26 protein-coding genes and 1 pseudogene are annotated in these 25,171 nt (G+C 35.5%); 6 read left to right on the top strand and 21 right to left on the bottom strand.

Annotated elements, in window-relative coordinates:
- Both G577_RS0105680 and G577_RS0105685 read right to left on the bottom strand, forming a co-directional pair.
- Window positions 1-190 (bottom strand): annotated as a pseudogene (locus G577_RS0105680) (ISLre2-like element ISTeha1 family transposase); the annotation flags it as partial.
- Window positions 191-299: 109 nt separating this feature from the next.
- Window positions 300-1,367 (bottom strand): iron-containing alcohol dehydrogenase family protein, encoded by a 1,068-nt coding sequence (locus G577_RS0105685; protein WP_028790373.1) that lies wholly within the window; start codon window positions 1,365-1,367, stop codon window positions 300-302.
- Window positions 1,368-1,602: 235 nt separating this feature from the next.
- Here G577_RS0105685 and trhA point away from each other — a divergent pair, with 235 nt between their 5' ends.
- From trhA to G577_RS0105700, 3 genes are all read left to right on the top strand, one after another.
- Window positions 1,603-2,256: a PAQR family membrane homeostasis protein TrhA gene (gene trhA / locus G577_RS0105690; RefSeq protein WP_028790374.1), complete on the top strand. Its 654-nt coding sequence runs from the start codon at window positions 1,603-1,605 to the stop codon at window positions 2,254-2,256.
- Window positions 2,257-2,332: 76 nt separating this feature from the next.
- Window positions 2,333-2,794: an ASCH domain-containing protein gene (locus G577_RS0105695; protein WP_028790375.1), complete on the top strand. Its 462-nt coding sequence runs from the start codon at window positions 2,333-2,335 to the stop codon at window positions 2,792-2,794.
- A 77-nt stretch (window positions 2,795-2,871) separates the two neighbouring features.
- A complete protein-coding gene (locus G577_RS0105700) occupies window positions 2,872-3,261 on the top strand; it encodes a hypothetical protein (RefSeq protein WP_051176661.1) in 390 nt (129 codons plus the stop codon).
- 162 nt (window positions 3,262-3,423) lie between these two features.
- Here G577_RS0105700 and G577_RS0105705 read toward each other — a convergent pair whose 3' ends face one another.
- The 11 genes from G577_RS0105705 to G577_RS0105755 all read right to left on the bottom strand — a co-directional run bounded on the left by G577_RS0105705 (window position 3,424) and on the right by G577_RS0105755 (window position 15,082).
- On the bottom strand, window positions 3,424-3,912 hold the full coding sequence (locus G577_RS0105705; RefSeq protein WP_028790377.1) for a dihydrofolate reductase: 489 nt from the start codon (window positions 3,910-3,912) through the stop codon (window positions 3,424-3,426).
- A 20-nt stretch (window positions 3,913-3,932) separates the two neighbouring features.
- Window positions 3,933-4,880, bottom strand: a complete 948-nt coding sequence (locus tag G577_RS0105710; protein WP_028790378.1) for a thymidylate synthase — start codon at window positions 4,878-4,880, stop codon at window positions 3,933-3,935.
- Between the two features lie 20 nt (window positions 4,881-4,900).
- Complete coding sequence (locus G577_RS0105715) at window positions 4,901-6,784, bottom strand: ABC-F family ATP-binding cassette domain-containing protein (RefSeq protein ID WP_038027640.1); 1,884 nt, start codon at window positions 6,782-6,784, stop codon at window positions 4,901-4,903.
- Between the two features lie 127 nt (window positions 6,785-6,911).
- Window positions 6,912-9,044: a peptidoglycan D,D-transpeptidase FtsI family protein gene (locus G577_RS0105720; RefSeq protein ID WP_028790380.1), complete on the bottom strand. Its 2,133-nt coding sequence runs from the start codon at window positions 9,042-9,044 to the stop codon at window positions 6,912-6,914.
- A gap of 370 nt (window positions 9,045-9,414) precedes the next feature.
- Window positions 9,415-10,632 carry an LCP family glycopolymer transferase gene (locus G577_RS0105725; RefSeq protein ID WP_028790381.1) on the bottom strand — a complete coding sequence of 406 codons (1,218 nt, stop codon included), beginning with the start codon at window positions 10,630-10,632 and terminating at the stop codon, window positions 9,415-9,417.
- 133 nt (window positions 10,633-10,765) lie between these two features.
- Complete coding sequence (locus tag G577_RS0105730) at window positions 10,766-11,575, bottom strand: ABC transporter permease (RefSeq protein WP_028790382.1); 810 nt, start codon at window positions 11,573-11,575, stop codon at window positions 10,766-10,768.
- Window positions 11,576-11,602: 27 nt separating this feature from the next.
- The gene (locus G577_RS0105735) at window positions 11,603-12,661 is read right to left on the bottom strand and encodes an ABC transporter ATP-binding protein (protein WP_028790383.1); all 1,059 of its coding nucleotides are present in this window, start codon (window positions 12,659-12,661) and stop codon (window positions 11,603-11,605) included.
- A gap of 148 nt (window positions 12,662-12,809) precedes the next feature.
- Complete coding sequence (tagD, locus tag G577_RS0105740) at window positions 12,810-13,208, bottom strand: glycerol-3-phosphate cytidylyltransferase (RefSeq protein ID WP_028790384.1); 399 nt, start codon at window positions 13,206-13,208, stop codon at window positions 12,810-12,812.
- A gap of 94 nt (window positions 13,209-13,302) precedes the next feature.
- Window positions 13,303-13,785: a GNAT family N-acetyltransferase gene (locus G577_RS0105745; RefSeq protein WP_028790385.1), complete on the bottom strand. Its 483-nt coding sequence runs from the start codon at window positions 13,783-13,785 to the stop codon at window positions 13,303-13,305.
- Between the two features lie 92 nt (window positions 13,786-13,877).
- On the bottom strand, window positions 13,878-14,486 hold the full coding sequence (locus tag G577_RS0105750) for a superoxide dismutase (RefSeq protein ID WP_028790386.1): 609 nt from the start codon (window positions 14,484-14,486) through the stop codon (window positions 13,878-13,880).
- Window positions 14,487-14,647: 161 nt separating this feature from the next.
- Window positions 14,648-15,082: a GtrA family protein gene (locus G577_RS0105755; protein WP_028790387.1), complete on the bottom strand. Its 435-nt coding sequence runs from the start codon at window positions 15,080-15,082 to the stop codon at window positions 14,648-14,650.
- Window positions 15,083-15,285: 203 nt separating this feature from the next.
- Here G577_RS0105755 and G577_RS0105760 point away from each other — a divergent pair, with 203 nt between their 5' ends.
- A complete protein-coding gene (locus G577_RS0105760) occupies window positions 15,286-16,083 on the top strand; it encodes a DUF1189 domain-containing protein (protein ID WP_028790388.1) in 798 nt (265 codons plus the stop codon).
- A gap of 75 nt (window positions 16,084-16,158) precedes the next feature.
- Window positions 16,159-17,112 (top strand): phosphoglycerate dehydrogenase, encoded by a 954-nt coding sequence (locus tag G577_RS0105765; protein WP_028790389.1) that lies wholly within the window; start codon window positions 16,159-16,161, stop codon window positions 17,110-17,112.
- Window positions 17,113-17,136: 24 nt separating this feature from the next.
- On the opposite strand, the gene G577_RS0105770 is transcribed toward G577_RS0105765, so the two are convergent.
- The 8 genes from G577_RS0105770 to mltG all read right to left on the bottom strand — a co-directional run bounded on the left by G577_RS0105770 (window position 17,137) and on the right by mltG (window position 23,458).
- A complete protein-coding gene (locus G577_RS0105770; RefSeq protein ID WP_028790390.1) occupies window positions 17,137-18,078 on the bottom strand; it encodes a glycosyltransferase family 2 protein in 942 nt (313 codons plus the stop codon).
- Between the two features lie 54 nt (window positions 18,079-18,132).
- Window positions 18,133-18,426, bottom strand: coding sequence for a HesB/YadR/YfhF family protein (locus tag G577_RS0105775; RefSeq protein ID WP_028790391.1), 294 nt, complete (start codon window positions 18,424-18,426; stop codon window positions 18,133-18,135).
- Window positions 18,427-18,441: 15 nt separating this feature from the next.
- Window positions 18,442-19,107, bottom strand: a complete 666-nt coding sequence (locus G577_RS0105780; RefSeq protein ID WP_028790392.1) for a potassium channel family protein — start codon at window positions 19,105-19,107, stop codon at window positions 18,442-18,444.
- Between the two features lie 11 nt (window positions 19,108-19,118).
- On the bottom strand, window positions 19,119-19,748 hold the full coding sequence (locus G577_RS0105785) for a response regulator transcription factor (protein WP_028790393.1): 630 nt from the start codon (window positions 19,746-19,748) through the stop codon (window positions 19,119-19,121).
- Window positions 19,745-20,824, bottom strand: a complete 1,080-nt coding sequence (locus tag G577_RS0105790; RefSeq protein ID WP_028790394.1) for a sensor histidine kinase — start codon at window positions 20,822-20,824, stop codon at window positions 19,745-19,747. The genes G577_RS0105785 and G577_RS0105790 overlap by 4 nt, the downstream gene beginning before the upstream one ends.
- Complete coding sequence (liaF, locus tag G577_RS0105795; RefSeq protein WP_028790395.1) at window positions 20,821-21,552, bottom strand: cell wall-active antibiotics response protein LiaF; 732 nt, start codon at window positions 21,550-21,552, stop codon at window positions 20,821-20,823. The genes G577_RS0105790 and liaF overlap by 4 nt, the downstream gene beginning before the upstream one ends.
- Window positions 21,553-21,674: 122 nt before the next feature.
- Window positions 21,675-22,157 carry a transcription elongation factor GreA gene (greA, locus tag G577_RS0105800; protein WP_028790396.1) on the bottom strand — a complete coding sequence of 161 codons (483 nt, stop codon included), beginning with the start codon at window positions 22,155-22,157 and terminating at the stop codon, window positions 21,675-21,677.
- A gap of 140 nt (window positions 22,158-22,297) precedes the next feature.
- Window positions 22,298-23,458: an endolytic transglycosylase MltG gene (gene mltG / locus G577_RS0105805; RefSeq protein ID WP_028790397.1), complete on the bottom strand. Its 1,161-nt coding sequence runs from the start codon at window positions 23,456-23,458 to the stop codon at window positions 22,298-22,300.
- A 276-nt stretch (window positions 23,459-23,734) separates the two neighbouring features.
- On the opposite strand from mltG, the gene G577_RS0105810 reads away from it, so the two are divergent.
- The gene (locus tag G577_RS0105810) at window positions 23,735-24,979 is read left to right on the top strand and encodes a transposase (RefSeq protein WP_028790398.1); all 1,245 of its coding nucleotides are present in this window, start codon (window positions 23,735-23,737) and stop codon (window positions 24,977-24,979) included.
- Window positions 24,980-25,171 lie beyond the last annotated feature (192 nt).

Consider the following 25,171-nt stretch of genomic DNA (forward strand, 5'->3'; position numbering starts at 1 on the left):
CGCTTTTGCGGTCGACGCGAAAGCCTTCTTTCTTCCATTGGGCACAAATTTCTTCATCGAGCGTTTGAAAAGCTAGTTGGGTGATTGTCGCTATCAGTTGCGCAAAAAAAATCATCATGGCTCTTTCTCTTGCTAAAAAATTTCTTTCCTTCTTCATTACTTCCACTAAATCTGTTACAATAGAATCCATAAGAAACCGCCTTTATTCATTAGTGCCTGTCAGCCCAATGAATAGAGTAACGGTTTCTTTTTTATTCGTCTAGAGGAAACCTCAATAAATTTTACACTTAGAATTGTTATTATAAAGCTTCAACAGCTTGAATCGCAGCAAATACTTGTTCTTCTGTCACTTCTGGATCAATCATACGAAAGGTATCATCCTCAGCTGCAGCTTGTTTGATGACAGGAGCTAAGCTCTCTTTTGATATATCTGTCACATTCATTTGAGCCAGTTTTGTTGGCAAACCGATCCTTTCATAGAAAGGGTAAACTTCTGTTATCTTATCAAAATCATTGGTATAAGCTAACTGTACCAAAATCCCATAAGCAACCTTTTTTCCGTGTAACGCCTCATGTGTATTTTCTAAGTAAGAAAGGCCATCATGTACAGCATGAGCTCCGGCAGAACGCCCGTAACTTACTGCAAATCCTCCAGTTTCGCCAGCAAGAGCAATGATCGTATCCGTCACTCGTGTAAAAGCCGGAGAAATTTCCTGTTGTTGTAATGAATAAATAGCATCTTGAGAGTCTGATAATAAGATCGTTGCGATTTCTTTTGCGCAAGCTACCCCTAAACGTGTATAGGCAGATTTTTGGTCTTCTGCTAATGTATCTGTAATCCCTGTAATTTCATACCACTTCGCAAGTGTATCACCAACGCCTGCCACAAAGTAATCTACTGGCGTAGCTAGTAGAAAATTCCAGTCAACCAAAGTCAAATAAGGCGCTCGTTTTTGAAAGCCCATGCAACGAAAGGTGCGATTAGGGTAATAAACAGCTGTAATTGGTGTAAACGGCGCACAGTTTGAAATCAGTGTAGGAATTAAAATCACATCACAGTTTAAATTCTCAGCAGTCAATTTTGCTGTATCCATAACACGTCCGCCGCCAATGCCAACAATGACATCACTCTTGCCAATTTGTTCAGCGATCACTTGAGCATCTTCATAACTTGCGCTTCCATCATAGCGGTAGGTGGGAAAATCTAGTTCCTTTTGATAAAAATCATTAAATACTTGATAGGAAGTTTCTCCAGTAACCACAGCCACTTGATGAAATTGTTCTAGATAATCTGGTAAATCTTTTAGTACATCCGTTCCACTTACATAACGATTTCCTCCTGGACGTACTTCGTCATTAATATTCATGAAAAACCCCCCTAAGTAATTGAAATTGGACTTAGTTTACAATGAATTTTTTCTTGCGTCAAACGGAGAAAGCGCATTATACGATTAATTTTCAAAATATTCGTTATCTTTATACAGAAATAAAATTTCCTTAAACCTCGCAATGTTTAAGAAATTTCCTTGAATATAAAAAGGGTTACGTGTATAGTCAAATTAAGAGCAAACGAACAACTGTTTCTAGAATGGGGGGAAGCTAGTGGAAAATAGTAAATTTACGCACAAATATCTAATAACAAATGAAGTTTTTAACGCGACGACTCATGGAATTGGTTTTGGTCTAAGCATTATAGGTCTTATCGTTTTACTTTTAAATGGTACAAGTCTAGGCTCTTCCATTCATATTGTATCTTATAGCATCTATGGTTCCATGTTAATTTTGCTTTTTTTAATTTCTACTTTATTTCATAGTTTGATATTTACTAAAGCAAAAAAAGTCTTTCAAGTTTTTGACCATGCTTCCATATTTTTACTAATTGCGGGTAGTTACACCCCCTTTTGTTTATTAAGTATTGGTGGCGTTTTTGGTTGGATATTATTTAGTATTATCTGGTTATTAGCCATCAGTGGAATTGTTTATAAATCATGTACGCTACATAAAAAAGCTACTGTTTCTAAACTTTCTACATTTATTTACGTTTTAATGGGTTGGGGATGTGTGATTGCTTTTCGCCCCCTAATTGATTCATTAGGAATTTGGGGAGCTCTGCTTTTAGCAGGAGGAGGAATCGCTTATACTATCGGTGCTATTTTTTATAGTTTGAAAAATGTACGTTTTATGCATGTCGTATGGCACCTATTTGTGATGTTAGGCGCCGCTTGTATGTATTTTTCAGTTTTATTTTTTACTTAAAACGGAGTAGTCTTCAATATTGGTTTGCGTTCTAATATTGAAGGCTTTTTTTATCAAACAATCTAAGGAGATATTTATGAAAAATCAGGATAAGATTCAAAATTACTGGGAAAATTTTATCGAAAAGAAAAACATCCATGCAACACAATATTCGGCATGGTCCTTTGGTAGCAGTAATCAAATGGCTGATGAATTAGCAGAACTCGTAGTCAAGGGCGATAAAACCGCAACAACTTCTGCTTTTGATCTATATGATGAAAACGAGGAAAAGCCTAAAGTTGGAGAATACAATATTATTTTAGACGGTAACCAACAACCTGTTTGTATTACCAAAACTGAAGTTGTAGAGGTCATCCCTTTTCATCTTGTTTCAGCAGAACACGCGTATCACGAAGGTGAAGGAGATCGCAGTCTTAAGTATTGGCGTAAAGTACATGAAGAATTCTTTCAAAAAGAGTATGCACAAACAGAAAAGGAATTTACCACTAACATTCCCTGCCTCTGTGAAGTGTTTAAAGTAGTTTATGGCACTAGTTAGTGGCGCGTGAAATATATTAAAGTTCGTTCATTATGTTTCACATTTTAAATTAACACCTTATAGAAAGAGGTTACATAATGGAAAACAATTTGGTTCCTATATCTTCAATCATAGTTGCTATTATCTTTGTTTTTCTCGCAATTTTTCAAGAATTATTGACGCTCGGGTTCCCTCTTGGTGAATTTACATTAGGTGGGTATTATAAAGTTTTGCCTAAAAAATTACGTACTATAAGTGCTATTAGTTCTTTAATCCTCTTGTTCATGGCGATAGTTGTTTTAAAACATGCTAAAATATTTAATGGTTTAGACTTTTTGCCGACAAGTATACTCATGTGGATAATTACAATTGCTCTGAGTTTAATGACATTGGCAAACGCTATATCTCAAAGTAAAAAAGAAAAATATACTATGACACCATTATCAGGAATCGCTTTTCTATTATGTTTATATATTACTTTAGTGTAGTAAACTTTAATCCGATAATGGCAAAACTAGAGTTACTTCAGCAAAGTAGCCCTAGTTTTTATCAATTCTAGAGTTACTTTGCCAAACTTGCCCTAAATTTACCAATTCTAAAGCAAGAAACCCCAATTTAAAAAAATTGGGGTTCCCCTTACTCATTATAGTCTACTTTCTTTCATAAATCTCAAATTGATGTTTATAGTGGTTTCTTTCATCTACAACACCTTCTGTTTCTTCTATCAATTGCCATTGTGACCAATCTACTTTTGGCATATACGTATCCCCAGTAAAAGATTCATCAATAAACGTTCGATACAAATAATCAAAATGCGGAAGAAGTGCTCGAAAGATCTCTGTCCCACCACCGACAAAGACGGGAGTAGATTGCTGGTTAGCTAGTTCAACAACTTCCTCTGTCGAGTGTAAAATTTTAACATTTTCTGCTGTATAAGATGGGTCTTTTGTCAAAATAATGGTTTCGCGGTTAGGTAAAGGACGAGAGCCCATCCCTTCAAAAGTTTTCCTTCCCATCACTAATGTATTTCCAACAGTACTATCTTTAAAAAACTTTAAATCCTCAGGAAGATACCAAGGAAGTTTATTATCTTTTCCAATTAACCCATTTCTATCTTGGGCCCAAATAGCTGCTAACATAAAGTTCCCTCCTATTAAACTTAAACTGCAATGGGTGCCTTGATACTTGGATGTGGATTATAACCTTCCACTTGAATGTCTTCCATATCAAAGTCAAACACGGAATGTTTTGTTTGATTGAGCTTTAATGTAGGACGATCACCTATTTTGCGAGATAGCTGTTCTTTCATTTGCGCAAAATGATTATTATATAAGTGCGCGTCTCCTAATGTATGAACAAACTCACCCACTTGTAAGCCAGTTTCATGAGCGATTAAGTGAGTTAATAACGCGTAACTAGCAATATTAAAAGGCACACCTAAAAAGACATCACCACTGCGTTGATATAATTGGCAACTTAATTTATTATCATTCACATAAAACTGAAATAACGCATGACACGGTGGTAAAGCCATGCTCGGCACATCTTCAGGATTCCAAGCCGTAACGATCATGCGACGGGAATCAGGATTTGTTTGGATCAAGTCAATCACATTTTTAATTTGATCAATAAAACTGCCCGTTGTTGTTTCCCAATGTCGCCACTGATAGCCATAAACTTTGCCTAGATCGCCATATTTTTCAGCAAATTCTTGATCATTTAAAATCTTTTCACAAAATTTATTATGTTCCTTTTTATAAGCTTGTTTAAATTCTTCTTCTACCAAAGCACGACGTCCAAAGTCAGTCATATCAGGTCCATCATAGTCCTTACTTTGAACATAATTGGCAAATGCCCATTCGTCCCAAATATGATTATTATGTTCAAGTAAAAAACGAATATTAGTGTCTCCACGTAAGAACCATAGTAGTTCACTTTTGATTAACCCAAAAGGAACCCGTTTAGTAGTCAATAATGGAAACCCCTCATTTAAGTCAAAACGTATTTGATATCCAAAGATACTTTTGGTTCCTACACCTGTACGATCTGATTTTTGGTTACCTGTCTCCAAGATTTTGCGCCCTAAATCTAGGTAAGCTTGCTCCATTGATCTCTCCTCCTACTCATTTATACATACTGGCTTAGATATTCCCAACGATCCATTTTATTTGTCAATTCTTCTTCTTTTTGATCCACTTCTTGTTGTAATTCCTGCAACTTCGTATAATCATCACTTTGTTGATTCATTTCTTCTTTTAATTCAGCGATTTTTCTTTCCAATGCATCAATCTCATCTTCAATCGATTGCCACTCTTTGTGTTCTGCATAGGTTAATTTTTCCTTTTTTTGCGTTTTTTCTTTTGTTTTCTTTGGCTCTACTGCTCTGGGCTTAGGAGATGTCGTTATAGCAGATTTTTCTTTTCTATAGTCTTCAATCCTACCCATATAGGAATCAATAGCGCCGTGGCCGTTAAAAATTAATAATTTTTCTGTTACTTTATCTAAGAAATAACGATCGTGCGAAACAGTAATGACAGCTCCTGGAAATGTTTGTAAGTAATCTTCTAAAATCGTTAGAGTATCAATATCTAAATCATTAGTCGGTTCATCCAACAACAAAACGTTTGGTTGACCAATTAATAATTTTAGCAAATACAGACGGCGTCTTTCACCACCAGATAATTTATCTATTTTCGTTCCATGCATAAAGCGAGGAAATAAAAATTGTTCCAGCATTTCCGTAACGCTCGTAATTGAACCATCACTTTGTGTAACTTCTTCAGCTGTTTCTTGCAAATAGCTAATGACTCGCTTATTATCATCCATTGCTTCATTTTGTTGAGTATAATAAGCAATCCGAACAGTTTCACCAACAATCAACTCCCCAGAGTCAAGCGGGAGGCGACCAGCTAAAATATTTAAAAGCGTAGATTTCCCGGCGCCATTTTCCCCTGTAATACCTAATCGTTCTCTAGATTGAACCAACAAGTTAAAATGATTTAAAATTGTTTGTTGATTTATTTGATAAAAACCATCTTTAATTTCCAATACTTTCTTGCCTAAGCGTTTTGTCGCAAAGTCTAATTCGACTTGTTCATCTGTATGAACTTGATTTAGATTTTCTTTTAAATTTTCAAAACGATCAATTCGGGCTTGTTGTTTTGTTCCTCGTGCTTTTGGTCCAGTACGCATCCAAGCAAGCTCTTGTTTATACAATTGTTTCCGTTTTTCTTCTTGTTCGGCTTCAATTCTTTGTCGTTCAGCTTTTTCTGTTACATAGGTTTCATAATTGCCTTGATATTCATAAAGTTTCCCAAAAGATAATTCAAAAATCCGATTCGTTACATGATCCAAAAAATAACGATCATGCGTTACCATCAATAAAGAACCTCTATAGTGATTTAAATATTCTTCTAACCATTCAATAGCATCATAATCTAAGTGGTTGGTAGGCTCATCCAGCAAAAGTAAATCTGGCTCATCTATCAATACTTGCGCTAGCCCTACGCGCTTTTGTTGTCCACCAGATAAGCTCCCTATTTTTTTGTCTAAAGTAGAAATTCCTAATTTTTGTAAAATAATTTTTGCATTGGTATCTGTGTTCCAAGCGTCATTTTCATTCATTGCTTCTTGAGCTGCAGCAAATTTATTTTGTACTTTCGTTGATTGACTATCATTTTCTAAATCCAGTAATGCTTGTTCATATTGTTTGACGACACGTACTTGCTTATTTTCCCCTTGAAAAACAGCTTCCAATACGCTTTGTTCAGGATTTAAAGTTGTCTCTTGTGGTAAATAGCCGATACGGTAATCGCTAGGATAAAAAATATGCTGTTTATCGCCATCTCCTGATTGTATCCCTGCTAATACTGTTAACAAACTTGTTTTACCAGTCCCGTTTACACCAATCAAACCAACTCGATCATGTTCATGAATAATAAATGAAATTTGATCAAAAAGTACTTTTTCACCATACGTTCTTGAAAGATCGTTAACTTTTAATTCTTTCACGATATCTTCCCCCGATCTGTTTTATTGTATCATAAAATAAATGTCTAAAGTAAAGTTTCAGAAATGAAAAATTTTTCTTAGACAAACGAAAAAAGCGGAGAACATGAACTGTTCTCCACTTCTCATCTTATTCATCATCTTGATACAAATCGTAGTAAGCATCCATAACTTCTCTTGTAATATCTTGGTTGGGAGTTCCACGACTATCACTACGCCGCACTTGTGGAATAACGACAGCAAAAGCAATTTCTGGATCATCATAAGGCCCATAGCTTACCATATTTAAATTATCCACATTAATTTCATCTCCATCTTCAACGACCACCATTTCCGCAGTCCCAGTTTTAGCTGCTAAATCCATTTCAGCATCATCTAAACCTCTAGCAGTCGTCCAAGCGTCATCCCCATGTGCGACATCATGGAACCCTCTATGAATGATATCCATATTTTCTTCGGAAATATCTACTTCATTTAGAACCTCTGTCTCTATTGTTTCTTTTTCTTCACCTAAGCCGCCACCTTCATCATTTCCATAAATACCTTCAACTAAGTGAGGACGAACTCTTTGACCATCATTAGCAACCGTTGAAACATATTGCGCTAATTGAAGTGGTGTATAAGTATCGAACTGGCCAAAAGCTAAGTCCAAGACCTTTCCGGCTTGTCCTCTAGCATCACTCAGGTCCTCAACTGGCGTGCGGATCCCTGTGACCTCTCCAGGTAAGTCTATTCCTGTTTCAACGCCCATGCCGTATTGCGCCATGGCATCACGTAGTTGATCATAAACCCCTTGTTGGTTTTGAACGCCAGGAATAGAGATTGTGTCACCATTATAATTGATGCCAAGCATCTTCAAAGCAACTTGGATCATATAAGAGTTGGAAGAATATTCTAAAGCTCTCTGTGCCGATACGTTTTGATTGTTATTTCCATTTCTATTGAAAATAGATGCTTTATTATTCGATCCAGCTAGACGAATTGGCTGATCATACAATACTTCGTTTCCCTGAATGGCTCCAGACCCCCATCCAGCAGTTAATGTCCCTGCCTTTACAACCGAACCTGGTGTAAAACTTTTTATATAAGTACCAATGGCATCTTCTTCAATTTCAGAGGATCCTGTTTCATGATAATAGCCACTTAGCGAGAGGATATCCCCAGTTTTTGGATTCATAGCCACAGCATAAATCCCAGGAGAATAGTTAGCCATCCCATCATTGATTAAATCTTGATAATTTTCTCTTACAATTTGATCAACTTTTTGTTGAAACTCTGAATCAATCGAAAGCTTCAAATTATCTCCTTTTTCGCCTTCAGATAGTGTTGTTTGATTAACAATCTGTCCATTACGATCGACGGAAACCTCATTTTCTGTTTTGGTTCCTTGCAATACACTTTCATATTGTTGTTCCAAGTAACTTGTACCTACACGATCGTTACGAGAATATCCTTGATCAAGATATTCTTCTGCTTGTTCGGCAGGTAACCCTTGCTCTTGTGTTGACACTCGACCTATCACACTTTGTAGAGGGCTATCATCAGTGACCATGTTCCTTGTCCAATCCATACTAGTAGAGACACCTGGCAATTCTGTAGTGCGTTCAGAAACACGAGCAAGCTCTTCATCAGAAACATCAGAATTTTTAATAAAATCAGTGCTTAGCTCTTGTGTACCATTGAGTCGTTTAAAGATCGTAGCTAATCGCATTTGATCATTGTTAAAATCAATTTCATCATCTTGAACTTCATCTACTAGTGCAGAATATTCTTCAGAATCTGATAAGTTAGATTCTTCCTGGGATAAGCGATCACGCGCAGCATCAAGATGATCCTCATCCGCTAACCAAAAGTCCTTTAAATCACGTTCGGTTAAATCATCATCTACCTCAACGTCAATTAAATCATCTAACCTCTCAGCAATATCTAATAAATCTGCGCCTTCCATATCTAAGCCTCTAGTAAACGTAATAGCTGCCTCAGAACGATTTTCCACTAACGGCTCACCTTGGGAATCATATATCATTCCTCGAGGAGTGCTTTCTTCAATGATTCGTTGTGAAGAGGCCCTTATTCTTGATTCCATATTATCACTGTTAACTATTTGTAAATTCCCCAATTGAACAATCAAGGCAACAAATAGGACAAAGATAACAATGAATAGCACGCCTAATCGAAAAGGAACATGAGATCTTCCATAGGAGTTATTATGTTTTTCCCCACTTTTGGGAGAATGATTGAAATCATTATTTTTCTTGGCCATGATGACATTCCTTCCATATCGAACTACTTATACTATTCTAACAAAAATTTTCAATTAAAAAAGCAAAAACAAGAATTTACAAAAAGATTTATATAAAATACAAAAAATAATAGCAAAATTTAAATTTGTTTCACGAATTATTAAACAACTTTTTTTAAAGGAATATATTTCAACAGTTACCACTATTTCTATTTATGAATTTTCGTGGAACATTTTTTTAACTTTTTACTATGTGGATAACTTTCTCTTTCTAGATGCAAAAATATCCGAACTATAAGAAAATGATCAGTTGCAAGCCAGCTCGTAATTTACGACAATTAGCTCTTCTCATCAAATATAGTTCGGATATTATTTCTTATTTTCCTACACCTTACCAATAATTTCCTTCTGCCATTCCGTTTCCTACTCCAGGGTCTTCATATCCTGGTTGCTCATTTGGAACCGCGGGGACATTATCATCTGGTTGTTGTGGAGGAACTTGTGGTACTTGCTCTTCTTGATTTTCTGGCGGAACCTGAGGCTCTTGTTCTTGGCTATCGCTACCTTCCTCAGGAACTTCCTCTTCTTGTTCACCTGTATCATCATAAAACTGATTGCCAATAAAACCATTATGTGACATTTCATTTTGCGGCTCGATTTCTAGTTCGTCATTAGTTGGCAATTCCAACTGACGTTTAAGTTGATTTTGAATATCCAATAATTCATTCATACCTAAAATTTGATAAGAAAGACCATTAACCATTTGGTTTTGACCTTGTAGTTGCTCTTGAGTAACATTTTCAAAAGCTGGGTAATAATTGCTAGCAATATCTAACATATCGTTCCAAGAAAAATCCGTCTTAGAATTTTCTTCCACAGCATTTAGTATGTTTCTATAATTACTTATGCTGTCCATACTAACAAGTTTATCGACAATCTTTGTGACAACTTCACGCTGTCTTCTTTGACGTCCGATATTTCCTTCAGGATCATCTTTTCTCATACGAGCATAAGCAAGCCCTTTTTCGCCATCTAATTCCACTTCACCTTCAGGTACATGAACACCTTCTAAAGTAAATTCAATTTCGTTGTTCACTTCAATGCCACCGACAGCATCGATTAAGTCCGTCATTCCTTGTAAATTGATTGTCGCATAATGATCGATCGGAATATCTAGCAATTGTTCCACCACATCCATGGACAATTCTTTGTCACCATAAGCATAAGCGTGACTTAGTTTATCAAATGTTTGTCCATCATCGAGCATATCGGCCATGATATCTCGTTCTAAACTAACAATCGTTGATTCTTCCTCTTTAGGATTAACTGTAACAACCATCATACTGTCCGTACGTGCAGGGTCTTCATCGTCTTCCTCACGACCCAAACCACCTGAGTCAACACCTAATAATAAAATCGAAAAAGGATCACGATCTGCAATACTAACTTCTTGATCTCTTCTACTTGATCTTCGATTAACTTCTTCATTAATATGATTTATCGCGCTGTTTGCATCGTCTAAAGCCCGCATGCCATAAACAGTTCCCCCAGCAACGACTAAAGCGAATGCCATTAATATACCCACGATAATTTTCTGATATAATCGCATCCTACACCCCATTATTTCTATAAACATTTTAACTAAATCTTGACATAGTTTCTCAAAGTTTACAATCTTACATTTTTTTCATTATTAAATTTTAATAAATCCAAAAAGAGGTCTTTGTCTTGATAGGGACTTATTAAATATAATCGACAAATTTCGAGCGGAATTTCATATGCAAATGGCTACCTAATATTAATAAAATCAATATAATGCCCCAAAATATCAAAGAATAGGTTGCTTTTTCAAAAAACCATTCGCGACTCAAAAACGTATCTCGAAAACCATCAATAATATAGTAAATCGGATTTAATCTTAAAATTTTCACAGCTAAATCTGGCAAACCACTATTTTCAATATTCACAATAGTACCAGATATATAAAATAAAAGTCGTATGATGGATTGTAAAAAGATGTGGTAATCCCGAATCAATATCGTAATTGTGGCATTTAATAAACCAAAGGCAAATAAAAATGAAATCATACAAATAAAATAATAAATATACTGAAGCCAATAAAGACTTGGGCTAATACCAAAAAATAAAACCGTGATAATAACAATAGCGACCATTGGGAAATATGAGCTTAAATTACCAACAATATTTGTTGTTGGTAACACACTTACAGGAAACTTCATTTTAGATACTAAGCTTATTTGTTTATAAATACTGTTTGAAGCTCCTAAAATGGAAGAACTCATATAAAACCAAACGGTAATCCCAATTAAAAGCCACACAATAAAAGGAACATCTCCAACTTCTCGACTCTGTCTGAGACCAACGCCAAAAACCAAATAGTAAATACCAATTTGGATCGCTGGACTTAAGATTTGCCAGGCAAGACCTAAATAATGACTCTGATAATCCGCTTTATCTTCATATCGTGACATCCGAAAGATCATGCCGATATGCTCAAATTGTTCTTTTACAACCGTAATAATCTCTTTCACAAAACTCTTCCTTTTCTACAACGGTGTTTATTGAAAAACACGCATAATTATTTCAGTCGGATTTCCAATAGCATAAGTTAATGACCTTTCGCTAAAAGACACTAACATACAAAAAATCGTTGCTAATAACGTTACAAATAAAAGTAACCTCGTTGGAATCGTCATTTTATCACCAAGAGGTGTACGTACTAATTGTTTTGACAACTGTTTTTCACTTAGGTTTTGTTTCTGTAGTTCCTCATCTTCTGGCGCAAGTTCTTTTAAACTTTCTAATGTAAAATTCTTTTGCTCTTCTTTTTGTTGTATTTGATATTTTTTTTGTTCTTTCTTCGACAATTTTTTAAACCAACGAATAAATTCTTTATAATGCGCCATAATCTCAGTTGTTGGTCCAAATTCTCTTACACCGCCATAGTGCATCCAAATGGTCTTATCACATAATTTTTCCACTTGTTTTAAAGCATGACTCACAAAAAAAATCGTTTTGCCTTGTTCTTTGAATTCCAAAATTTTATCAACACATTTTTGATAAAATGTATCATCGCCAACAGACAAAGCCTCGTCAATGATCAAAATATCCGGATCATTATGGACCGCAATGGAAAAACCTAAGCGCGAGCGCATCCCACTAGAATAGTTTTTGACCGGTTGATTGATAAAGTCCCCTAAATCAGCAAAAGCAATAATATCATCAATTCGTTCATCAATTTGTTTATTGGTCATACCAGACATTAATGCTTTCAAACGAATATTTTCAAGGCCCGTCAATTGTTTTTTTAACCCAGCCCCAATGGAAATAATCGTAGGTTCTCCATTGATTTCCATCGTTCCTGAAGTAGGCGGGATAATACCACTAATAATATTAGATAACGTCGACTTTCCAGAACCGTTAATTCCAATGAGTCCAATCGATTCCCCATCTTTGACTTCAAAACTTACCCCTTTTAAGGCCCAAAAGCTAGGAATATTATTACGAGAAAACTTAAAAAGCGACTTTATCTTATCTGATTTTTTCTTATAAAGATCATATTCTTTAGTAACTAAAGTAGCTCGTACTTTCACGTTATCGTTTTTCACATTATCCATCCATTCTTACTAACTCTTTACATATCAAAAACATTTACATCATAGCATATCTTTTTCATAAAAAGAATACCATAAAAAAAACTGAGAGGGAACTTAGCATTTTTTTAAATGCGTACGTTAAAAAAGCCGAGCAAACTCGGCTTTTTGTTTAGTTTAATTTTAAATCACTTTTGATTTGCGTCGTAGAAACTTCGGGGGTTCGTGGTAAGTAAAGAACAGTAGCAGGTGTTTGCTCTTCGATAAAATCAAATTCGCCTACCCAATCATCCCCCATAACAAAAGTATCAATGTGATACTCTTTAACGTCCGTCACTTTTTGTCCCCAGCCTTCTTCTGGGATGACTAAGTCCACATAACGAATCGCTTCAAGCAGTTGTTTTCGCTTTTCATAGTCAAAATAACATTTCTTTTGTTTTTCTCTCCAATTAAACTCATCTGTCGATAAAGCAACAATGAGATAATCTCCTTGCTCTTTAGCACGTCTTAATAAATTAATATGCCCATAATGCAATAAGTCAAACGTACCGTATGTAATAACTCTTTTCATGTTATAACCTCACCTTATTTTAATATATTGAAGATACCAAAATTTAGCAAAAATAGCAAACTCATCCAAAGAATATTAAAAATCGCTTGATTGTTTACCCTTTTTCAAAAACATAGTCTACCATTTGATAGCCTGAGCCGATATCAGTTATTTTTTCTTCGATCAAGTGAAATCCAAGATGCTGATAAACCCTAATGGCTTGTGTGTTTCCTTGGTTTACTCGTAGATGTTGCTTTAGTTGATAATTTTCTGCCAGCTCATCAAACCAAGCAAAAATCTCCCGCATCAATCCTTGATTACGATAATCGGCAGCAATATAAATTTTGCTTAAGTATAAATACTCTGATCTTACTTCATAAGCAATATAGCCAACATATTTTCCCTCTAACAATAAAGCATAATAATTAACACCAGAGTCAATTTCTTGCATGATTATTTCTTTACTTTGATAGTTAGTTAACATATATTCCGCTTGGCTACTCCCAATGACAGGGGTAAATACTTCGCGCCAAATGTCTTCTAAAACGGGATAAAAATGATCTAATTGTTCTCTTGTCGTTATCTTTTGTGTTTCCAAAGCAACAAACTCCTCTGTGCACTCTTATAATGTTATAAAACCCCCCGCTTTTAGCGAGAGGTAATTTGGTTATTGATTTAAAGTATCTAAAATTACTTTGCTGCTTCGTAATTTTTATTTGCTTGTTCCCAATTGACGATATGCCAAAAAGCGGCAATATAATCAGGTCGTACATTTTTATATTTTAAATAGTAAGCATGTTCCCATACATCTAAACCAATAATAGGTGTTTGACCATCAGTTAATGGAGAGTCTTGATTAGGAGTAGAAGTAATCTTTAACTGACCGTTATCTAAAACTAACCAAGCCCAGCCAGAACCAAAACGACCTGTGGCAGCTGTTTTAAATTCATCCTTGAAAGACTCATAGCTACCAAATGTTTCATCAATTGCTTCTTTTAATGCTCCTGTTGGTTCTCCACCACCATTTGGTGATAAAATTTTCCAAAAGAACGCGTGATTTGCATGACCTCCACCATTGTTTCGAACAGCTGTATAGATATCTTCTGGAACCTTGTCCAATTCTGCAACCAAATCTTCAACTGATTTTTCCCCTAGTTCAGAGTGTTTCTCAATTGCAGCGTTCAAATTCGTCACATAGGTATTATGATGCTTGTCATGATGCAAATGCATCGTTGCTTCATCAATATAAGGTTCTAAAGCATCATATGCATAAGGTAAATCGGGTAAAACATAAGCCATTTTCCATTCCTCCAAAATATATATTTATTACGAATTAAGATTAACAAAGAAAGCGATTTTATTCAAAGCAAATGCTTTTTATTTAAAAAAAACCAACTAGCAATAAAAATTTGCTGAAATGTACTTGACAATGCCAGTCAAAATTGCATGAATTATTTCTTCTAAAAATCAGTAGTTTTTTTAGTAAAAATCAAGAATTTGCTAAACACATAATTAGCAATTACAATGATGATCTGCGTGATAAGTTTGGCCCAAAAGTCGTCCATATGAAAACTGTTAATAAAAAGCAACATACATCCCATATCAATACCGAAAGAAACAATTCGATAAAAGAAAAACTTACTTAGTTCTTCAAAAAAATGTCTGACACTCCTCGTTTTTGACTTAAACACCCATTTTTTGTTTGTGGCAAAAGCAAATAATACTGAGAATATCCACGAAAGTGTATTGGATACAACAAGACTCCAACCGAATAGACTCCTAGCTAGAAAAAAAACAATGAAATTTACCACAGTAGTCATTCCACCAAAAAATAAATAACTTATAACTTCTTGGAGCTTTTCATCTTCTCTTATTTTTTTTATTAACTGTTTCAATTTTCCACCTCATAACACAATATATTATATCATGAATCATAGAATTTAAAATAAGCATCTACCACATTATATACTAGATTTATGCGAACAATGACCCCTAATCAGCTGGTTTTAATATTAAGTTTATAAATATTCTTGTTTTCTCACTTTTAGTTAGATAAAATATTAGGTATGAATAAAAATAAAACGAAGAAGGTTAAATTATGTCTTTGCTTCAACTAGCAAAAAATTCTATTTTGCATTTTAATCGATTAAAATATGCTAAAAATATCGGTTTTGGTAAAATTGTCCTATATTTGTTGCTATTAAGTCTTATTGCCGCAATTCCAATTACTCTCCAAGTTCGTAACGCTTTTTCTGAAATCCAATCTGATGGAGAACAAATTGCTGAGCAAATCCCTGACTTTACAATCGAAGACGGCAACATACAAACGGATGAGCAAGAAGGATTTATTTATCAGACAGATTCCATTATCTTTACTTTTGATCCAGACGGGCAACGTACTTCTGAAGATATCTCCAACGATATGGTGGGCAACTTTTTAAGTGTAGGTCTGCTTCAAGGTGAGGCCGTCTTAAGCGTCCAATCGAATGAAGCTACAGAAGCCGTACTTGGCGACAACCAGTTTGAATTTTCTTACACTGAGGACCGCTTACAAAACTTGTCTGGTGAAGCACTTCGAAATGAATTGAGTCAAAGTGATCTGCCATGGTGGACACCTTTAGTCGTCTTACTGATAGCGACCTATCCATCCTTTATCAACTTAATCGTTACTTTTCTTATCGTTACCATTATCGGAAATCTTTACAGTCGTATTCGTCGTGTGAAAAACCGGTTTTTCGATAACCTGAAAATTATGATTGCAAGTGCAACTTTACCTGTTATTATGGGAGCAATTATTAACAGTTTTATTTTAGGATTTGATAGTACTACCTTTATTGCTATTCTTTCATTCTTTATCTTTACCCAAGCTATCAAAGATGCCAAAAAAATTGAGTAAACAAAGACATTTCCAAATTTTTGGAAATGTCTTTTTCTTTAAAATATTGTATACTCAAAATAAGGAGTGGATAATATGACAAAGTATATTTTATCAGATCGTTCATTTCGCGATGAATTTCTCAAAAAAGTCCATAAAACTGATAATAATTATCAGTTAGTATTCGAAAACAATCTTAACCAAAAGGAGGATTGGGAAAAAGTCGAAATCACTATAGGTTGGAAAAAAAGTTGGAATGAAAAGCTTTTATATGAAAAAACGCCGCTAAAATGGGTACAATCGATTTCAGCAGGAGTTGATTACCTGCCTTTGGACCAATTTAAACAATATGGCATAAAGCTTACAAACTCTAGTGGTGTACATGCTCAAGCAATTGCAGATCATCTGTTGGCCATTTTATTTATGCAAAATCGTGGTCTTTTTACTGCTATAAAAAATCAACAACAGGCAAATTGGCAAATGGCTGATAATTATTATATGCTTCAGGATTTACGTATCTTAATCATAGGAACAGGCAAAATTGGTCAGCAATTAGCAAGTTATTTAAATTTCTTTGACAATCACCCTATAGGAATTAATACAAATGGAAGAACAATCGATAGCTTTAGGAAAACTTTTTCATTGGATCAATTAGAAGAGCAAGCAAGTATAGCTGATGTTGTGATTAATATATTACCTTTAACAGACGATACTTATCATCTGTATAATAAAGAATTTTTCCAAAACATGAAAGAAAGTGCTACTTTTATCAATGTAGGAAGAGGACCAAGCGTTGATACACAAGACTTATACCAAGCATTACAGAATAACGCAATTGCTTTTGCTGCCATCGATGTTTTTGAGCAAGAACCACTACCTGCTGACCACCCGCTATGGGGATTAGAAAATATCTTAATTACACCTCATATTTCTGGTTTCACCCCTCACTTCCAAAAGAAATTTATGGCTGTTTTCTTTGAGAATTTCACTACATTTGCTAAAGAAGGAGAACTTACCGAAAACGAAGTTTCATTAGCTTCTGGGTATTAAAAAAAGAAAGATGGTCTCAAGAGATCATCTTTCTTTTTTTAGATCTTTTTCAGTTTCTTTTATAATATAAATAGGTCTTTTCTTAGTTTCTAAAAATATTTTTCCAATATACTTTCCAATAATCCCTAAAAAAAGCAGCTGTAGACCTCCCATAAATAATACAATCGAAACCAAGGAAGGCCACCCAGAAGTTGGATCTCCAAAGAGTAAAGCACGGATCACAATAAAAATGAGTGCAATGATCGCCGCAATACATGAGATACTGCCTATAAAAGCCGCCAGCGTCAATGGAGCGTCTGAAAAGTTGACAATTCCACCGATAGAATATTTAAATAAACTCCAAAAAGACCAAGAAGAATTTCCGGCAACCCGTTCACGATTTTCATAAGATATATACTCAGTATTGAAACCTACCCAGCTAAATATTCCCTTAGAAAACCGATTATACTCTGTCATAGAAAGAATAGAATCTACCATTGGACGTGTCATCAAACGAAAATCTCGAGCGCCATCAACCATTTCCGTATCGCCAAATTTATTCACTAATTTATAAAATAAACGAGCAAAAAAACTTCGAATAGCTGGTTCACCTCTTCGATCCTGACGTCTTGTTCCTACGCAATCAACATCAGAAGTCTCAATACGTTCAATCATTTGCGGTAACAAATCTGGCGGGTCTTGCAAATCTGCATCCATCAAAGTGATTAAGTCACCACTAGCAGCTTGCAATCCCGCATATAAAGCCGATTCCTTACCAAAATTTCTGGAAAAAGAGATATAACGAACACGGTTAGGTATCTTTTGATGCAATTCACGTAAACTTTCCAAAGTGTTATCTTTTGAACCATCGTTAACAAAGATATATTCAATAGAATGAGAAATAGAACTTCCGATTTCTTCCATTTCTTTTACAAAGTAAGGCAGAGCTTCTTGTTCATTAAAACATGGTACCACGATAGATAACATACGAAAGCCTCCCAAGAACGAAGTTTTATATTTTGATAAACCGTTATTAAACAATTAACGCTCGGAAAAATTATATTTAGGTTCATCTAATGTTTCGTCATAATCTACAGTTAAATTATAACCTTTAAAGAACCAATCATCTTCCTCTTCTGTAAAAAAAAGAATACCGTCAAAATCTTTTTCAACCATTGGTTTTTCAGGAGAATCTACCGACATCCCAATAGAAAATCCATCATGTACTTGAGTACTTCCATAAGCTTTTCCAAAAAAACGGATCCCCATACCAGGCTCTAAAGTAATTTCTCTTTTAAACCAGTCAAGTGCCTCTGGTTTAATCGTTAATTCCATATTGTTCACTTCTTTCTACTCATTTAATTTTTCATCTAGTAAGTCCACTTCGTCTGTATTTCCTATAACCAACAAATGATCATTTTCATGTACAATTTCCTCAGCTGCTGGAGAAGCAACAACTTCGCCGTTGTGACGACGAATAGCTACTACAGTTAAACCAAAACGTTGGCGAAAATCCATTTCCAACAAATTTTTATTGAAAAACTTCTTGTTTTTTACTCGAATTTCAGCCAAAGAAAATTCTTCTGACAATTCAATATAATCCAAAATGTTACTAGAAACCATTTGATGAGCAATTCGAGCTCCCATATCTCGCTCAGGATGAACAACTCGGTCAGCCCCAATTTTTTCTAAAACACGGGCATGATACTCGTTCTGGGCCTTAGCTAAAATACTAGGGACACCCATTTCTTTAACCATTAAAGTCACTAAAATACTTGCCTGAATGTCTTCACCAATGGCCACAATGACTTGATCGAAATTTCGGACCCCTAAGGAGCGCAAAGTCATTTCGTCTTGTGCGTTACCGACAACGACATGAGTGGCAACATTCATGTATTCATTCGCACGTTCTTCGTTATTATCAATAGCTAAAACTTCTTGTCCCGAGTCAACCAAAGTTTGGCAGATGCTTCCACCAAAACGCCCTAAACCAATAATAGCATAATTTTGTTTCATAATGGTCTCCTTTATTTAATTAAATTATGCTTAAAAGCATAAATCGCTGCTTGTGTACGGTCTTCTACCTCTAATTTTGCTAATATATTTGATACATGAGTTTTTACTGTTTTTAAGGTAATAAACAGTTCTTCTGCAATCTCTTGATTGCTTTTACCTTCAGCCACCAACATTAAAACCTCTTTTTCACGAATTGTCAACTCTTCATGTAACTGAGTCGTTTCATAAGTTCTTTTTTGTTTCATTTTGTCTGATACTTCCGATTCAAGTACTTGTTCTCCCCGTTGTGTCGCTCGAATCGCATCAGCAATCTCAGCAGCACTAGAGGTTTTTAGTAAATATCCTGCCGCCCCTGCTTCCATTGCAGGATAAACTTTTTCATCATCAATAAAACTGGTAACAATTAGAATTTTAGCTGTAGGCCATTTTTCTAAAATTAATTGAGTAGCTTCAATGCCGTCCATTTCGTCCATGACTAAGTCCATCAAGATTACATCAGGCTGTAATTGAATCGCTTTTTCATAACCTTCTTTCCCATCAGAAGCTTCGCCTACAACTTTAATATCATCTTGTACCAACAAATAAGAAGATACGCCCAGTCGAACCATTTCGTGGTCATCTACTAATAAAACACTTATCATTTATCAAAGGCCTCCTTCATTAAAGGGATTTTTATTTCAATGCTTGCTCCTTGTCCTTTAAAGCTAATGACTTTCACTGTTCCGCCAATAGCTGCTATTCGTTCACGTATATTACGCAAACCGTAGCTTCCTGACCGTTCTTTTTGCTCTGGATTAAAACCTACGCCATCATCTACAACTCTTAATAAAATATTTTGGTCAATTAAATGGAGATAAACTTCCAATTCATTCGCTTTGGAATGACGTAAAGTATTTGATAACAGTTCCTGTACAACACGAAATAATTGGTCTTCAATGTGACGAGGAATACTTAAATCTTCTACATTCCAAGTCATTGAAAGTGTAATTTTAGTTTGTAGTTCTTGTAGTAATTGCTCGATCCCTTTTTTTAAACTCTTTTCTTCTAAAGTCACTGGACGTAAATGTAATAATAACGCTCGCATTTCTGACTGTGAAGTATTGATAATAGAAGAAATCATTTGTAATTGTTTTTGTTGATCCTCTGGTAAATCAGCTTTTTTGGTTTGTTCAGTAACAGCAGACATCATCATCATCGCAGCAAATAGTTCTTGAGAGACAGAGTCATGTAATTCTCTTGCGATTCGATGACGTTCATTTTCTAATATCTCTTCTTTTGTTTGCCCGTCAATATACTGCGGTTGTGTATTTAAAGTTTGTAACTGACTAGACATATCTTTCATTTTTTCTTTAGTAGTAAAGATATCTTGGTGAATCGAGGCAAGTTCTTTATGATCATTTGAATAAAAATTGGACTGATTTAAAAACACATTTTCAAAGTTTCCACTAGCCAGCAAACGCATTTTTTCAGCAATAGGAGCTATTTCTTTTTTTTGATAATAAGTAAGAACAACAAAGGTAATCAATCCACACACTAAGGCTATTGCAATAAGATAAACGATGATCGGGACATAAGCTACTGTCACTTGAAAAACCTGTAGCCCTCGCTGTGTTTGCTCTACTCCTAACATATAGAAAAATAAAATGAGCAACATTACAAAAAAAGTAAGTAGACTACTGCATACTGCCAGTAGTTTTCGTGATTTTCTACTTATCATACACGAAACACCTCAATATCACCAACGAATGTATTTGTCACAACTTTTAAGCGACGCGAAGCTTCACTGTATTCCTTACTATAAAGTTTAAGCGTTTCATTTCTCAATTTCGTTTCATAGTCTTCAAATGAAACAGCTCCCATTAAAGTTGTGTGCTCTAATTGTACACCAATACCTGTAGGAATCAATATACGCGTTCGACCGATCCCTTTTCGAACAAGGATGACATTATCTTTTTTGGGTAAAATTGTATTCCCTAAATCAATAATTGTATCTCCAGATAAAACATTTATGTTAATATCGTCCCATTCGTAAACATCATTACCTATGCGTTCATTCCCCAGCCACTGTTGTTTTTTCTTTTTACCATCATGATTCTTAGTTTCTTGCGTTTGAACCATAAGCATTTGTTTTTTTCGCCAAAATGCATAGTTAGAAAAATCAATACCAGAGATTTCAATTCCTTTGAGTCCAATGAAAAGAATCGTAAAAACTAGCATGATCCAAACAGCTGGATTATTAAGTAATCCAAATAAAATAAGGATAATGCCAAGAAAGAAATAAAATTTGCTATTTTTCAACTTTCTTTTACGACGTAAAGCAAAGTAAATAAAGAAAGAACCTGAGCCAACTAGTAAGAGTAAAAGTGGGTTTTGCATCGTTTGCCAAATAATGATTAACAATAACAAACTTTCAACGATGAAAAAAAATCGTCCTGGTTTTTTCACATTTTTCCCCCCTCGGTAAAAGCCCATTTTCTATACTTTACTACAAAATCTTTTAATTCCCATCCGTCTTACGGCTGAAAAAAAATAAGGGTAAACCCAAATGGCTTACCCCCGTTTTTTCTTTAACTATCTTTTACACTAAGAATTTTCACTCGCATGTTGCCGTTAGGCGTTTCAATCGTCACTTCTTCATTTTCTTTTTTCCCAATTAAAGCTTGAGCAATTGGTGAGTCGTTAGAAATCTTGCCAGAAAACGGATCAGATTCTGCACTTCCTACAATCTTATATTCCTCTTCTTCTTCATCTGGCAATTCTTTAAACGTCACTGTTTTACCAATCGATACTTCATCTTTGTCAGCTTCATCTTTATCCACAATTTCAGCAAAACGCAGCATATTTTCGATCGTTGTAATACGACCTTCTACAAAAGCTTGTTCATCTTTAGCTGCTTCATACTCCGAATTTTCGGAAAGATCCCCAAATCCCCGAGCTATTTTAATACGCTCAATAATTTCACCACGTTTGACTGTTTTTAATTCTTCTAATTCCTCTTCTAATTGTTTTTTACCCTCTGGTGTCATTGGATAAACTTTTTCTTCTGCCATAAATAAAATCTCCTTTAACTATTTCCTTTTGTTATATATTTATATAAAAGAAATAATGGTAATCTTTCTAAATCGACAAAAGATTACCATTATTTTCTTAAATTGTAAACCATATTCCGGATTGATTTTGAAAACGTTTTTTATTCATCCATATATTCGTCGATCAATTCATTATGTTCTTCATAGGTTTCCGCATAGTAAACATTTCCAGTTGACGTGTCGGCTACAAAGTAGTAATAATCATTATCTGTCGGATTAAGGACTGCTTCAATAGAATCTTCGCTTGGATTATCAAAAGGTCCTGGACCGTAGCCTACATTTTGGTATAAATTATATGGTGAGTCAACTTCAAGGTCTTCATAAGTAACAACTTCTTTATGCTCGCCTAAAGCATACAATATCGAAATATCCGTTTGTAACGGCATTTCCGCCTCTGTACGATTAAAGAACACTTGAGCAATTTGCTTACGATCTTCTTCCGTTTCTCCTTCTCTTTCTACTAAGGAAGCTACAGTGAGTATCTCTTGAACATCCAAGTCGGACTCTTCAATTTCATCATAATGACCTTCTAAAACAGAATCCGTCGTGGCAACCATTTGCTCGACCAGCTCTTCCAAACTCATATCTGATTGATAATCATAGGTTGCTGGGAATAAGTAACCTTCCAAGCGATAACGAACTTCTTCAGCTTCAGCAGCATCTCCCAATAACTCTGAGTAGTTTTCTTCTAATTCATTGAAAAATTCTTCATCTTCCATCAAATCAAGGAATTCATCTTGGCTAAATTCCGTTTGTTCAGAAATACTTGAAGCAACTTGTTCTACATCATAACCTTCAGGAATGGTAATTCGAGTATCAGCACTCTCCCCATTTTGCAAACTTGAAGCAATCTCATTAAGTGACATACTTGGCGAAAATACATACTCCCCAGCTTGGAATCCATCCTGATTATTAAACTTCATATAATAATTAAAAACCGTTCCGCTATTAATAACATCTTCTTGCTCCAAAATTTCACCAATCATTTTGTTTGAAGAACCATTGGGGATAGTCACCGCAATAGATTCCTCACTATTAGGGCTTAATGGCTTAATACTGGATCTTACATAATTATAAGTCACAACACCAAAGATAGCTCCGACAACAATGAAAGCTAAAACAACGCCCCACACAATTTTGTGTACGACCCGATCTTCGTTTTTTCTACGCTTTTTACGATTTTTTATATTTTTCGGGTTCTCGTTTGTTTTTTCAGTTTTATTTGAAGTTTGGTTGTCTTCTGATTGATTTTTGTCATTCAAAACAACGCCTCCTAATCTTCATGATTCTAACTTGTCCTATTATACCTGAAAGTGAGGCTAATTAAAATATCTCCTGAATTTGAATTTACCCAAAATCTGAAGGGCCTATCCAATAAAAGAAAAACCGCACCGTTATCCCCAGTGGAAAACTGGGCAACGGTGCGGTTTTTCTTTATCCACAAGGCCAATCTGTGGACACAAAAAGCCTTCCGCTATGGTATTATTAAGTTGCACCAAAACAAACCATAAACAACGAAAGGCTAGGTGTATTATACCATGAATCCGACCGATATTTATCAAGTAAAACGAGATTTTTTTCAATTTTCTCAGAAACTCGCCCAAGGACTGGCTAAACCGGATCAAAAATTTATATTTGATATGGTTTTTGGCATAGTCAAAAGCCGGTCCCCGCTCCTATCTGATATCGCACGCGCTTTAGAAGAGGATACGCGCCTTCTTTATACCGTGAAACGTTTGTCCAATCGCGGGGCAGATTTTGACGATTTTCAGGGGCTTCACCAGAATTATTTACAATCCATTCAATCTCATTTGCAGGAAGATATGCTGGTCATCGTCGATAACTCCGATATCACGAAGCCTTTCGGCGAACAATTTGAAGCGCTCGCTCGTGTTCATGATGGATCGCGTGATGGCATAGAAAAAGGGTATATATCAGCCAATATCGCCATTGCCTCCCCCAGGACGAAACATCCGATCCCGATTTATTCCCACTTGTTTTCGGCTGCGGAAGAATATTTTGACAGTACCAATGTGGAAACCTATAAAGGATTAAACCTGGTGAAGCGTTTATTTCAAGAAAAATCCTATACGCTCGTTATGGATCGTGGGTACGATAGTAACGATATGTTCACATTTATGCATAAGCAAGACGCTTCCTTTATCGTTCGGCTCCAAGATAAGCGCTACCTAAAGTATCAGAATAAACGGATCAAGGTGCCCGAATTAGCGTTAAGAAGAAAAGGGAAAATCGCTTTTTCTTCGACCATTAAAGGCAAGAAATATGCGTTGAAAGTCTCTCATACCCCCGTAGAACTTCCCTGTTTACCGAAAGTTCCCTTAAATATGGTGGTCGTCTACGGCTACGGTCAAAAGCCCATGAAATTATTGACCAATCACCCCATTAAGAACAAAGAAGACGTCTTAGCGATCGTCAAAGCCTATATTACGCGTTGGCGGATTGAAGAAAATTTTCGGGTCCAAAAACAAGAATATCACTTAGAGAAAGTACGTACGCTCAACCTCAATAGCTTACGTTTGATCCATTGTTTCGTGAGTTATTTGATCGGGCATCATAGCCTATTATTAGAAAAAGAAACGTGCTATGTCAAACAAGTGCTCCATCGTGCCAAAGCCACGTTCTCGGACCAAAAGATCCGCTTGAAGCTGTACCGTTTCATTCGAGGGCTGGCCGAGATTCTCCGATTTGATTCGACGGGCATTCAAGCCTATAAAAGGGTGGAAAAACGACCCAGGGCTCATCAACTCGCGCTCGCTGTGTGAAGCGTTCATTGAATATTTTTAAAAAACGCACATTATTCTGTGCGTGCTATTTGTGTGTCTTATTTTCGTAAAAGTAGCACCTAAATCTCACTAAAAAGAAAAAACCAATAAAATAACGGAGTTCGCACGAACCTTTACGTAAAATGGGTAAATTCAAATAAATCAAAGTAAGTATGTGTCAAGTTTATTGAG

It is taken from the genome of Tetragenococcus muriaticus DSM 15685 (assembly GCF_000423785.1).
Classification (GTDB): domain Bacteria; phylum Bacillota; class Bacilli; order Lactobacillales; family Enterococcaceae; genus Tetragenococcus; species Tetragenococcus muriaticus.

Excerpts from the sequence above, each read along its gene's own strand:
- G577_RS0105685 (WP_028790373.1), bottom strand. The coding sequence starts at position 1,367 with ATGAATATTAATGACGAAGTACGTCCAGGAGGAAATCGTTATGTAAGT.
- G577_RS0105695 (WP_028790375.1), top strand. The coding sequence starts at position 2,333 with ATGAAAAATCAGGATAAGATTCAAAATTACTGGGAAAATTTTATCGAA.
- G577_RS0105700 (WP_051176661.1), top strand. The coding sequence starts at position 2,872 with ATGGAAAACAATTTGGTTCCTATATCTTCAATCATAGTTGCTATTATC.
- G577_RS0105705 (WP_028790377.1), bottom strand. The coding sequence starts at position 3,912 with ATGTTAGCAGCTATTTGGGCCCAAGATAGAAATGGGTTAATTGGAAAA.
- G577_RS0105710 (WP_028790378.1), bottom strand. The coding sequence starts at position 4,880 with ATGGAGCAAGCTTACCTAGATTTAGGGCGCAAAATCTTGGAGACAGGT.
- G577_RS0105720 (WP_028790380.1), bottom strand. The coding sequence starts at position 9,044 with ATGGCCAAGAAAAATAATGATTTCAATCATTCTCCCAAAAGTGGGGAA.
- G577_RS0105725 (WP_028790381.1), bottom strand. The coding sequence starts at position 10,632 with ATGCGATTATATCAGAAAATTATCGTGGGTATATTAATGGCATTCGCT.
- G577_RS0105735 (WP_028790383.1), bottom strand. The coding sequence starts at position 12,661 with ATGGATAATGTGAAAAACGATAACGTGAAAGTACGAGCTACTTTAGTT.
- tagD (WP_028790384.1), bottom strand. The coding sequence starts at position 13,208 with ATGAAAAGAGTTATTACATACGGTACGTTTGACTTATTGCATTATGGG.
- G577_RS0105750 (WP_028790386.1), bottom strand. The coding sequence starts at position 14,486 with ATGGCTTATGTTTTACCCGATTTACCTTATGCATATGATGCTTTAGAA.
- G577_RS0105760 (WP_028790388.1), top strand. The coding sequence starts at position 15,286 with ATGTCTTTGCTTCAACTAGCAAAAAATTCTATTTTGCATTTTAATCGA.
- G577_RS0105765 (WP_028790389.1), top strand. The coding sequence starts at position 16,159 with ATGACAAAGTATATTTTATCAGATCGTTCATTTCGCGATGAATTTCTC.
- G577_RS0105770 (WP_028790390.1), bottom strand. The coding sequence starts at position 18,078 with ATGTTATCTATCGTGGTACCATGTTTTAATGAACAAGAAGCTCTGCCT.
- G577_RS0105775 (WP_028790391.1), bottom strand. The coding sequence starts at position 18,426 with ATGGAATTAACGATTAAACCAGAGGCACTTGACTGGTTTAAAAGAGAA.
- G577_RS0105780 (WP_028790392.1), bottom strand. The coding sequence starts at position 19,107 with ATGAAACAAAATTATGCTATTATTGGTTTAGGGCGTTTTGGTGGAAGC.
- G577_RS0105785 (WP_028790393.1), bottom strand. The coding sequence starts at position 19,748 with ATGATAAGTGTTTTATTAGTAGATGACCACGAAATGGTTCGACTGGGC.
- G577_RS0105790 (WP_028790394.1), bottom strand. The coding sequence starts at position 20,824 with ATGATAAGTAGAAAATCACGAAAACTACTGGCAGTATGCAGTAGTCTA.
- greA (WP_028790396.1), bottom strand. The coding sequence starts at position 22,157 with ATGGCAGAAGAAAAAGTTTATCCAATGACACCAGAGGGTAAAAAACAA.
- G577_RS0105810 (WP_028790398.1), top strand. The coding sequence starts at position 23,735 with ATGAATCCGACCGATATTTATCAAGTAAAACGAGATTTTTTTCAATTT.